Below are 10,432 nucleotides of genomic sequence, written 5' to 3' on the forward strand. Positions count from 1 at the left end.
TGAAAGGCATGGCTACGCTACAAAGGCTATTTGCGGTTACCGCTTGCCTAAACCCACACCAATAAAAGATCCGTGCACCAACGCCCTGCGAGATGCCATTTGTCGCCGAGCTTGCCGGCCGATCGCTTCCGGATATCATTGGCAAAGTGTCTGCCAAATTTCTCAGCGCAAAGTCGCACGGTCTGGTGAGAGACGATGACGCCACGAACTGCCAGCATATCCTCGACCATCCGCAGGCTGAGAGCAACCCGGAAATAGAGCCAAACGGCATGGGCAATCACCTGCGCCGGAAATCGGTGGCAACGATAAAGAGGATCACGGGAAAATCTGGTCATGCCGCCAGATCCTACATTTTGATCGATGCCCGGTTAACGTTACGGTGCCGATCTTCGACTTGGCCGCGCGCTCCCTCATTGAACACGGGTATCGTCAGCCTATGCAGTTTCAGCAGATCGGCGCGCAGCTAGGCCCTCGTCAGCAGCAAGCCAAATCCCTGCCGACCCATCAACCAGGTGCACGAGCGGTCTCTGCTGCTAATATGCTAAGGGTTACCGTTCGTTGTCGGTCCCTTCGGGGCTATGGAAGTCAAGCCATTCGGACCATAATAAGGGTTGTCCATTGGAATTTGCTTCGGAATATTTGTAGAAGAGCGAAATGAACTCCAGCCGATCATTGCGAAAGTCTGAACGTTCTTCGTGAGCGACGTTTTTGTGGAAATCCAAGGCTCGGCCAGGGTTAAACGCGAGCTGCCTATTTATGATGTCCTCAAACGACACCCTTGAGGAATTACGCAGCATGTCGTGCATCGCGATAAAGATGCCCGTACGGCCCTGACCTACACCACAGTGCACATGCAGCTTCTCGTGAGCCGCCATACCCCGCTCCATTTCAATAAACGCATCAACATCCTCTGCTCGCGGACCGAGATGGTCGGACACCATCAAACGCACATATTTTGCACCCGCCGTTCTTACAACCTCTTCTTCGCTAAAGATTTGCGGCGTATTCAAGGTCACTGAGCGCGGATTTTTAATCTCATTCTTAACATCTTTGCGGTGAAGTATCTGCACTGTCTCTTGCCCCTTTAGCGCATGTATCCTATCGCGTTCATCCGCTAGAACTTCTTCGCGCGATTTGCCAACATTAGCCCAGTTATTGGGCACCCGCCAAGTCCCCGGAAAACCGCCAACGATCGCATGGGACTCCTCCCGGACGTCAAGTACAGTTACTGGGCTCTCCGGAGATGGGTTCAACCTAATAATTTGTTCGATGGAATCAATACTGGCGCTACCGGAGACATGCAGGTCTTTCCAGCCTGTTGCATTGCAACATTTTGGAAGATCAAACTCATCCGACGATCTAAAGTTATCTACTGATCCAGGGCTTCTGTCATATTGCAGAACTGGTGTTGCCAAAGGACGCGGCGGTACTAGTAATGGGGCCTTGAATTTTTTAATGAGTTGCGAAAGGCGCTTGGTCATTAACGGCGTACGTTTAATTGTTTTTGGTAAGCCATCTACCGCTGCAGGAATGGAGCTTTTGCCACAATTCGGCGTAATGTCCTGCTGCAAATCAACGGGGGCGTGCACGTTCGAAGTCTCGCTGCTGTCGCTGGCCCCTGCTTGATCTAGCTGGTGATTTCTCTGCGACGCCATCAGCGGATCGATCGGGCTGAGCCGCTCAACAAACTCACGGAGTAACTCCGGCGCCAGAGGAAGGACACCGTCGGTTCCCTGCTCCTTCCGAGAGGAGGAAGCGCTTGACTCTTGAGGCTCAGAGCGCGTCTGCTCCATGACAGGACAGGATGATTGGCCGACTCGTTCAAGGCCAACAGCCGGTCCAGCGGGGAATTCATCCGAGCTATCACCTTCGTTGACGCTGTATCCTGAGATGGGCGCCTTGCCACAACCATCAATGCCCCTCATCATCCGTCTCCTAGCTAGAGAGCGACAATGTGATTGTCGCGCAGCGATTAGTCTCGGCGATCCAAACTTCGGTCTCGGAGCGCCAATCGTCGGACTCCGCTCTTTGGGCGAAGGAGAAGGCTTGACGGCCTTCCCCCAAGTCACCGGATGAATGGCCACCTGCACACATCACTACTTGAGGCGGTGTAAGGCGCAAAATACTCGATCACTATAAAGGTATCGGTGGCCGTGATGGATCGGTGCGTCTCGGGTGAGCCCGCCGGTTCCAGTGGGCCAAGGCGTTGGTGCACGGATCTTTTATTGGTGTGGGTTTAGGCAAGCGGTAACCGCAATAGCCTTTGTAGCGTGGTTGTGTGCGTCAAGTTCTGCAAAAGGGGGCGGCCATAGTGCTGGTCATGCGGCTTGGCGTAGAGCGAGCTTCTTGTGCTCGCGCAGGTCGTCCATGTTGATGTAGCGGTTTGCCTCCATCCAGTTTTCGTTGGTCTCGACGGCCAACGCCCTGACGAGGCGCAGGCAACTTTCGGTATTGGGGAAGATGCGCACGACATAGGTGCGCCGGCGGATTTCCTCGTTGAGCCGCTCCAGCATGTTGGTGGACTTGAGATACTTGGTAAGCGCTTAGCCGCTTTGATGCACGGCGATGAGCTTTTGACGGCCTGAAGCGACGCTGTGGTCGCCGTTGCGGTGCTTTTCCACGCGCCTCGTCAGGCGCCGGGGTTGCTCCGTCGTGATGGAAGGCGGGGTTTGCAGGTTGCGGTCGACGGGTTCGTTTCGGGGCGTCTGCGCCCCATCGTTATGTCGCGAGTTGAGGGATGCGATCGAGGACGATGCGCAGGATGCGCTGGTCGGGGCACGATGTCGGCAGGTGCAGACGGATTTGCGATTTCATCTCGACCACCCGCGCGGCGACTTTGATGAGGCGCAATCGCAGCGTGTCGAATTGGGCGACGGCAAAGCTCGAGCGCCTCGGCATCGCGGCGCGCAGGCCCCACATGAGCCAGTAGGCGACGGCATGCAGGAATAGCCGGAACTGGTTGGCCGTCGCTCTGGTGCAGGATGTGCGGTCGGCGGCAAGATGCGTCTTCCACGATGTGGTTCTCGGCCGCGCCGCGCCGGCAGTAGACATCCTCGTAGAGCGCCTTGGCCTTCCCACCGGCAAGGTTGGTGACGACGAAGCGGATATCGCCACCGTGGGCGCCGACCTCGACCCGCGCGATGATACGCTCGACGCGGCTCCAACTGGCGGCGCCGTCAACGAACTCCTTGAACCTGCGGACCTTGCCTGTCTTGGCCGACGCTTCGAAGCGCGCCGTCGTGCTGGCATCCAGATCCGCGACATGCTTGCGCAGGGTCGTGGTGGGCGCGAGGCCAAAGATGAAGTCGACGTCGTTGGCGCGGCACCAGTCGATGACCTGCGGGTTGCAATAATGGCTATCGCCGCGGAGCAGGATTCGAATGTTCGGCCAGTTGCTCCGGATCGCCCGCACCAGGCGGCGCAGGTGGGGGCGGATCTCAGCCCCACTCGGCCGCTTGGCCGGTCTCAGGATCGGGCTGACGAACCGTCCCGCGCCATCGAATACCACGATCAGCTGGAAACCGTACTCGTCATGGTGGGCATTGAACAGGCGCAATTGCTGGCCGCCATGCACGGCGTCAAAGGAAATATCTTAAGACTGCCCGTCACCAAGACCTTCCGGCCTCGGTGACGATCACACGCGCCGGCCATGCCTTTGAGGGGCGGCCTCTGGGGGGCGAACCGTTGCTGCTGGTGGAATTGCCGGACGGCAGCCGCACCTACATTCCCGTGGCGTGGACGGATCTTGGCGGCGAGGACGATGCCACCGGGACGCCGGCCAGTGAGGCCGGCATTGGCCGGCCCGAACAGTTTCTGCATCTGCGCGCCTTGGTGGACGCTCTCCTTGCGCGGCGCGGCGAGTCGCCGGCCGCCGACGAGGGAGAAGCGCCATGCAACTGAAGCTGAGATTCCCGACGAAGACAACGAGCAGCGGCCCGACCCACCTGCCTGGGAGAAGCTGGACGCCGCGGCGCGGGCAAAAAGGCGCTGGGCCGGCTCGCCGCATTGATCGCGCGGATGCTGGCAGCCAGGGAGGCAGAGCATGACTGAGCATAGCAAAGTCACCGCCGGCCACCTGGCCCGGCAGGCCATCGTCTACCTGCGCCAGTCGACCCCATCGCAGGTGGAGAACAACCGTGAATCGACGGCCCGGCAGTACGCACTCCCCGGCCGCGCGCGCGAGTTGGGCTGGCCGGACGAGCGCATCGTGGTCATCGACGAGGATCTCGGCCTGTCCGGCACCGGCGTCGTAATGCGCGACGGGTTCGCTCGGCTGACCAGCGAGGTCGCGCTGGCCCGGGTCGGCATCGTTCTCGGCCTCGAGGTGTCGCGGCTGGCCCGCAACAACGCCGACTGGCACCGGCTGATTGAGCTGGCGGGGCTGACCGAAACGCTGATTGGCGATGCCGACGGCATCTACCATCCGGCCCTGTTCAACGACCGCCTGCTGTTGGGCTTGAAAGGCGCCATGTCCGAAGCAGAGTTGCATGTCCTGCGCGCCCGCCTTGACGGCGGCATCCGCAACAAAGCGGCACGCGGCGAATTGCGCCGTGGCCTGCCGATCGGCTTCGTCTGGGGCGAGGCGGACGGCGAGATCCTGATCCATCCCGACGAGGCGGTCGCAAATGTCATCCACACCATCTTCGCCCGTTTCGCCGAGCTGGGCTCGGCGCGCCGCGTCTGGCTGTGGCTGCGCGCGCATGGCATGAAGTTCCCACTTTCGCTTGGCGGGCATCATGAACTGCGCTGGAGCGAAGCCAGCTACCACGCGGTTCATTCCGTGCTTGCCAGTCCGGTCTATGCGGGCGCCTATGTCTATGGCAAGAATCGCCGGGAGACGGTGCTCGACGAAACCGGCGCGCGGCGCAAGCGGATACGCAAGTTGCCGATGGACGAATGGCAAGTGCTGATCAAGGACCACCACAAGGGCTATATCGACTGGCCGACCTTCGAGGCCAACCAGCAGCGCATGGCCGCCAACACCCACCCGCGCCCCCATGCCGAAACCGACGGAGGCTCTGGCGGGGCGGTGCGTGAGGGCGGTGCGCTGCTTCAGGGCATCGCCCGCTGCGGCCATTGCGGGCGGCGGCTGCGCACCCATTACCGCGGCCGCAATGCGGCACCGGGCTACCATTGCGCCGGCAAGGTCATCGCCGAAGGACGCGGCGTCTATTGCCTCAATGTTGGCGGCGTGCAGATCGATCAAGCCGTGGTGGCGGCCTTCCTGGAGGCGCTCGAACCGGTGCGCCTGGCCGCCACACTTGAGGCGGCCGAGCGGCTTGAGAACGACCGCGAGGCGGCACTGAAGCAATGGCGGCTGGAGCGCCCGCGCGTGCTGTCGGCCAAGGAGCGGGAGAGCCTCATCGCCCTTGGCGCCGATCTGGCGAGCGTCTGGCACGCGCCCACCACCACGGCACGTGATCGCAAGGAGCTCTTGCGCACGCTGATCGAGGAGGTCACGCTTGAGGTCGATCGCGACAAGGCGGCGGCGCATCTCGTGCTGCGCTGGAAGGGCGGCGCGCTGAGTCGTCTCGACGTCGCCCTGCCACGCTCGCGGCCGGCGACGGTGCGCACCGACGAGGACACGCTGGCGCTGCTGCGGCGGCTGGCCCCGCACTACCCCAACGCTGTCATTGCCGGCGTTCTCAACCACCAGGGCCGCCGAACGGCGTACGGCTATCGCTTCGACGCCAACCGCGTCAGCTCTCTGCGCCGGCACTGGAAGATCCCCGCCTGCAAGGCCAAGCCGCCCGCCGCCGACGGCGACATCGTCACCGTCCGGCAGGCCGCCGCCGCCCTCGGCGTGGCGCCCTCGACCCTCCATCGCCACATCAACGACGGCCTCATTCAGGGCGAGCAGATCACGCCCGGCGCGCCCTGGCGCATTCGCCTGACCGCGGAACTCAAGGCCCGCTTCCTCGCAACACCCGGCGACGGCTTTGAACCGGTCCGCGACGCCATAGAGACCCTCGGACTTTCCCGCCAAAGTCTGTTGCAGCGGATCAAGCGCGGCGAACTGGACGCCGTCCATATCGTTCGCGGACAGAGAAAAGGTTTATGGATCAATACCATAGATCACAATCCCACCCTCTTCGAACACACCTCATGAAACCAGGGGGCATTATGACAATCGATCCAAGTAGTTCTGGATGTCAGCGTCAATTATCCAGCTCACCCTCCGCTGGTCGATCGCCACGTATAGCGCGTCCAATGCATCATGCGGTCCTGTTCCGGGTCGAAACTCGTAGGAGAAACCACAGAAGTCACCTTCATAGAAGGCGTTGAGCACCATGACCGTTGCACCCTGGACGATCTTGTCTTCCAGAGCGGCAATCGCCAGTGGCCGCTGCTTCCCATCCGCCTTCGGTATGTACGTCCGGCGAGACGGTTGCGGGCGGTACGCTCCCTTGTGGACCCGTCTGTGCAGGTCCTTGAGCCGAGGCTCAAGGTCTGTCTCGTAGTCCCGCCACGTCATGCCATCCACCCCGGGAGCGGCCTTGCGCTTCAACGCGTAGAAAGCCGTTCGCAGTGTATCGACGTTGATATGGTGGAAGAGCGCGGTGAACTGATCCTTCTTCCTTAGCCTTGCGGCTTTCCGTACGCGGTCCAGCGACTGGGACATGCGATCCCGGCTCTGTGTCCGGTGCATGCGTTGCTGTTCCGCGTTCCCCTTGGTCCCCGGCCTTGGCTCCACCAACTCCGCCGCCGGAGATCCGGCTTTGTTCGTTGGCTTCGCAGCTACTATGCCGGAGTCTGACTTCTCCTGTCCGTCCATCATCGGCTACGGCTCCTCGCCTTCCCGATGCGGACCGGCGTGGCTGACGCCACCCGGCCAGACAGGAGATCTCCCAGGTTCCGACGCGTTCCTTTCATGCGTGACATGGCCCCAGACCCCGGCAGGGCGACGGCGCCTCGCATATCGGCTCCGCACATGTTGCCTTCGACGGATGAGAACGTCTCGGCCCCTGCGATCTGATCATTATCGTGGCTCACTTCCATGCCCCACATGATTGCTGTGTACGCTTCGCCGTGGTCGTCACCGCCCACGCCGCAACACTCACTACCGGGCGGGAGCTACCCCTTACCCGAGCCGGACTTTCACCGGCTGGAACGCGCCAGCTTGTCCTAGCGCACCTCATCCTGATAGCCGCGCCGCAGCCCATTCCAACGCTGAAGTTCGGGGTTGGCGGCGTGATAGCTCGTGTAATATTTCCTCGCCCTCGCCTGGGCGGCCCTGAATCGTTCGTTGCTTGTGAAGCCCTTTCTCCCATCATGCAGCGAGGTTGTGGAAAGGGGAAAGTCGTTGGCGATCTTGTCGTAGGTCCAGCCCACGCCCGCCAGCCACAAGCCGTACTTCACCACGCGCCCGAAAAGGTTTGATCCGTCTCCCGTTCCGCCTTCCGTTGCGCCACCACCATGCTTTCCATCCCCACCCTTTGGCCATTCCAAGTTCCTTGCACGTGAGGTCGCCGTACTCCGAGAATGTAACACAGCAGGTGAATGAACCGCTTCGTGGAACGCAATCATTGCACTCGGGGCCTCTGCCAGCCCGTCAACGAGCCGCCGGTTTAACGCCGAAAAGCCGTGAAGGTGGTTATTCCCGATTCGCACGTCATCGCTCCTCAATCAATGCCGATGCTGCTGCCTCAACAGTCATTCGGGCCTGAGGTCCATGCTCCTATGAAAGAAGCGTGAGCTTTCGATAAATTGACGAGTAGTATGGCAATGATCCTGATCAGCAGCTTTCGCAGGCTGTCCTCGCTTATCTTGGTTGTCCAGAGTTTACGACACATCCGGCAATAGGGCTGCCAAGGCGCGAGCCCGATGCCCCGGCTGGGCAAGTCCGTCGGCAAGGGCAGCCATGCGCCGTTGTAGCTCGGGGGCAAGCCCTGCCACGCCTTTCGCGAGGGCTTGGAGAGCCGAGAGGTGATACTCGGGGTCGTCAATGCCCTCGGCGAGGACGACGAGACGATCCTGGAGCGCGGGGGCAAGCCCTGCCACCCCCTCTCCGAAGCCCCATAGGGCCGAGACGCGATCTGCGGGTTGTGCGAGCCCCTCGGCGAGGGCGAAGAGACGCTGTTGGAGCGCGGGCTCAAGCCCTGCCACGCCGGCTCCGAGGCCCCATAAGGCCGAGCCGCGATGGCGTGGGTCATCAATGCCTTCGGCGAGGACGACGAGACGATGCTGGAGCGCGGGCGCAAGCCCTGCCACCCCCTTTCCGAGGCCCCATAGGGCCGAGCCGCGATGCTCGGCCTGAACGAGCCCCTCGGCGAGGACAACGAGATGCTGCTGGAGAGCGGGCGTAAGCCCTGCCACGTGCGCTCCGAGGAACCTCAGGATCCGGGCGCGATCTGCGGGCTGGTCGAGCCCCTCGACCAGCCCGCAGAGGCGCTGCTGGAGGTCGGGGGCGAGCCCTGCCACGCCCTCTCCGAGGCCCTCCAGGGCCGAGGCGCGATCTGCGGGCTGTTCGAGCCCCTCGGCGAGGACGACGAGACGATGCTGGAGCGCGGGCGCAAGCCCTGCCACACCTGTTCCGAGGCCTTCCAGGGTCGAGGCGCGCAGCTCGGGGTCGCCAAGTCCCTCGGCGAGAACGACGAGACGCTGCTGCAGCTCGGGCGCGAGTGCTGCCACACCTGCTCCGAAGCCCCATAGGGCCGCGACCCGATCTTCGGGGTCGTCAAGTCCCTCGACGAGGACGACGAGACGCTGCTGGAGCTCGGGGGCAAGCCCCGCCACACCCGCTCCGAGGCCGTACAGGGCCGAGGCGCGATGGTTGGGGTCGTCAAGCCCCTCAGCGAGGAGGACGAGACGCTGCTGGAGCTCTGGCGCAAGCCCTCCCACGCCTGTCCCGAGGGCCTGGAGGGCTGAGGTACGTTGCCAGGGCTGGTCAATCCCCTCGGCTAGCGCGACGAGGCGCTGCTGGAGGTCGGGCGCGAGTCCTGCCAAGCCCGGTCCGATATCGTCCAGGAGCGGGTTGCGATCGTCGAAGTCGTCAAGCGCCTCGACGAGCGCGATGATGGGCTCCTGCTGCATCTTGGTGAGGCAATCGAAATTGCGCGCGAGTGATTGCATCACGCCGGGATACAGCAGCGCGGCAAAGGGATTCGCGACGCCGGGTCGGGGTTGCGTCAACTTGTTCCAGATCGCCTGAACCCGGATAGCCCTTTGACGCCTTTGAGGCGTCGCGATTGCCATGGCGGCGACACGCAGCTGTTGACTTGTCTGCGACATCATCAGCAGATCGATCGGGCTGAGCCGCTCAGCAATCTCACGACCGAGAAAGTCCGGCTCCAGAGGAAGGATACTGCTGGTGTGCTGGCTGCTGGCAGAGAGGGAAACGCTTGGCGCTTGAGGCTCAGAGCGCGTCTGCTCCTCCACAGAACCGGATGATTGACCGGGTCCTCCAACGCCAATCGCCGGTCGGGCGGGAGAATCGCCCGTGACATCACCTTCGATGGCGCTGATTACCGAGATGGGCGCTTTGCCCAGCTCGTCAATGCCCCTCATAATTCACCTCCTATGAAGCTACAAACTGAATGAGATCATCGTGATTTGTCGCGCAGCGGAATCATCAGGGATCGGGCAGTTCGTAGGGCTCTGTCGCAATTCCGGGATGTGGACGGGAAGAGCGTCGCCTGGGAGCATTGATCAGGCGGTGAGCATTTCGAATTGCTCGGCAATTGACGGGCTCGGATTGTAGGCGAACCTCGCCTGTCGCTTTCGCATCATGTGGACCAGCTCGATGCCGGAGAGGGTGATCTGGGCATTCTCCATAGACTTGAAGCCGAGCATGGATCGAACGCGGCGCTTGATGCGCCGGTGATCCTGTTCGATCCGATTGTTGAGGTATTGGCTCTTGCGGATATAGATCGGTGGTTGGTGTGATCGCTCCCGCAGACGGCTTTCAGTATCGCAGGAAATGATTGCCTCACGATTGGTCTGACTGCCGTCGACGACGATGCGGTTCGGGCGTCCATGGTGGGCAAGCGCCTTGCGCAGGAAGCGTTTGGCCGCCGGAAGATCACGGTGTTCGCTGAAGAAGAATTCGACCGTGTCGCCGACGCTGTCGATGGCGCGGTAAAGGTACATCCAACGGCCGCGAACCTTGATATAGGTCTCGTCCATATGCCAGAAGCTGGGGCGAGAAGTGAACGACCCAACGTCGTGTGCCGCCGCACAACGAGGACATCAAGAGTCGTGCCAACTGCGCAGGAAGCGCCTCAGAAAAACTGTTTTGCATATTATTCAATGGCTTCACTGAGAGCGCGGCGGCACGCCGGGCCGAACATCATCGTGTCGCGGACTCGACAAACCCGACAGTAGGGGTCAATGCAAGGTGCGTCGGGAGGCGTTGGTGCACGGATCTTTTATTGGTGTGGGTTTAGGCAAGCGGTAACCGCAAATAGCCTTTGTAGCGTAGCCATGCCTTTCA

Annotated in this window: 6 protein-coding genes and 4 pseudogenes; 2 read left to right on the forward strand and 8 right to left on the reverse strand. The window is 61.7% G+C overall.

Annotated elements, in window-relative coordinates:
* Window positions 1-89: 89 nt before the first annotated feature.
* The 4 genes and pseudogenes from NKJ88_RS32560 to NKJ88_RS32575 all read right to left on the reverse strand — a co-directional run.
* Window positions 90-335: pseudogene (locus NKJ88_RS32560) on the reverse strand (IS6 family transposase); the annotation flags it as partial.
* 213 nt (window positions 336-548) lie between these two features.
* Window positions 549-1,925 (reverse strand): type III secretion system effector XopH, encoded by a 1,377-nt coding sequence (xopH, locus tag NKJ88_RS32565; RefSeq protein ID WP_352446938.1) that lies wholly within the window; start codon window positions 1,923-1,925, stop codon window positions 549-551.
* 393 nt (window positions 1,926-2,318) lie between these two features.
* A pseudogene (locus NKJ88_RS32570) lies at window positions 2,319-2,534 on the reverse strand (transposase); the annotation flags it as partial.
* Between the two features lie 184 nt (window positions 2,535-2,718).
* Window positions 2,719-3,592: pseudogene (locus NKJ88_RS32575) on the reverse strand (IS1380 family transposase); the annotation flags it as partial.
* A gap of 35 nt (window positions 3,593-3,627) precedes the next feature.
* On the opposite strand from NKJ88_RS32575, the gene NKJ88_RS32580 reads away from it, so the two are divergent.
* Together NKJ88_RS32580 and NKJ88_RS32585 are read left to right on the forward strand one after the other, a co-directional pair.
* On the forward strand, window positions 3,628-3,900 hold the full coding sequence (locus NKJ88_RS32580; RefSeq protein WP_352446939.1) for a hypothetical protein: 273 nt from the start codon (window positions 3,628-3,630) through the stop codon (window positions 3,898-3,900).
* A gap of 142 nt (window positions 3,901-4,042) precedes the next feature.
* Window positions 4,043-6,109, forward strand: coding sequence for a recombinase family protein (locus tag NKJ88_RS32585; protein ID WP_352446940.1), 2,067 nt, complete (start codon window positions 4,043-4,045; stop codon window positions 6,107-6,109).
* A gap of 12 nt (window positions 6,110-6,121) precedes the next feature.
* Here the strand turns inward: NKJ88_RS32585 and NKJ88_RS32590 are convergent, their stop codons facing one another.
* From NKJ88_RS32590 to NKJ88_RS32605, 4 genes and pseudogenes are all read right to left on the reverse strand, one after another.
* Window positions 6,122-6,778, reverse strand: a complete 657-nt coding sequence (locus NKJ88_RS32590; protein ID WP_352446941.1) for a maturase — start codon at window positions 6,776-6,778, stop codon at window positions 6,122-6,124.
* Window positions 6,779-7,125: 347 nt separating this feature from the next.
* The gene (locus NKJ88_RS32595) at window positions 7,126-7,449 is read right to left on the reverse strand and encodes a hypothetical protein (protein ID WP_352446942.1); all 324 of its coding nucleotides are present in this window, start codon (window positions 7,447-7,449) and stop codon (window positions 7,126-7,128) included.
* A 333-nt stretch (window positions 7,450-7,782) separates the two neighbouring features.
* A complete protein-coding gene (locus tag NKJ88_RS32600; RefSeq protein WP_352446943.1) occupies window positions 7,783-9,507 on the reverse strand; it encodes a hypothetical protein in 1,725 nt (574 codons plus the stop codon).
* Window positions 9,508-9,648: 141 nt separating this feature from the next.
* A pseudogene (locus tag NKJ88_RS32605) lies at window positions 9,649-10,162 on the reverse strand (IS6 family transposase); the annotation flags it as partial.
* Window positions 10,163-10,432 lie beyond the last annotated feature (270 nt).

The organism is Mesorhizobium sp. M0016 (assembly GCF_040324035.1).
In the GTDB taxonomy this organism is placed as follows: Bacteria; Pseudomonadota; Alphaproteobacteria; order Rhizobiales; family Rhizobiaceae; genus Mesorhizobium.

Bases quoted from the DNA above. Each gene is read 5' to 3' on its own strand.
- xopH (WP_352446938.1), bottom strand. From the start codon at position 1,925: ATGAGGGGCATTGATGGTTGTGGCAAGGCGCCCATCTCAGGATACAGC.
- NKJ88_RS32585 (WP_352446940.1), top strand. From the start codon at position 4,043: ATGACTGAGCATAGCAAAGTCACCGCCGGCCACCTGGCCCGGCAGGCC.
- NKJ88_RS32590 (WP_352446941.1), bottom strand. From the start codon at position 6,778: ATGATGGACGGACAGGAGAAGTCAGACTCCGGCATAGTAGCTGCGAAG.
- NKJ88_RS32600 (WP_352446943.1), bottom strand. From the start codon at position 9,507: ATGAGGGGCATTGACGAGCTGGGCAAAGCGCCCATCTCGGTAATCAGC.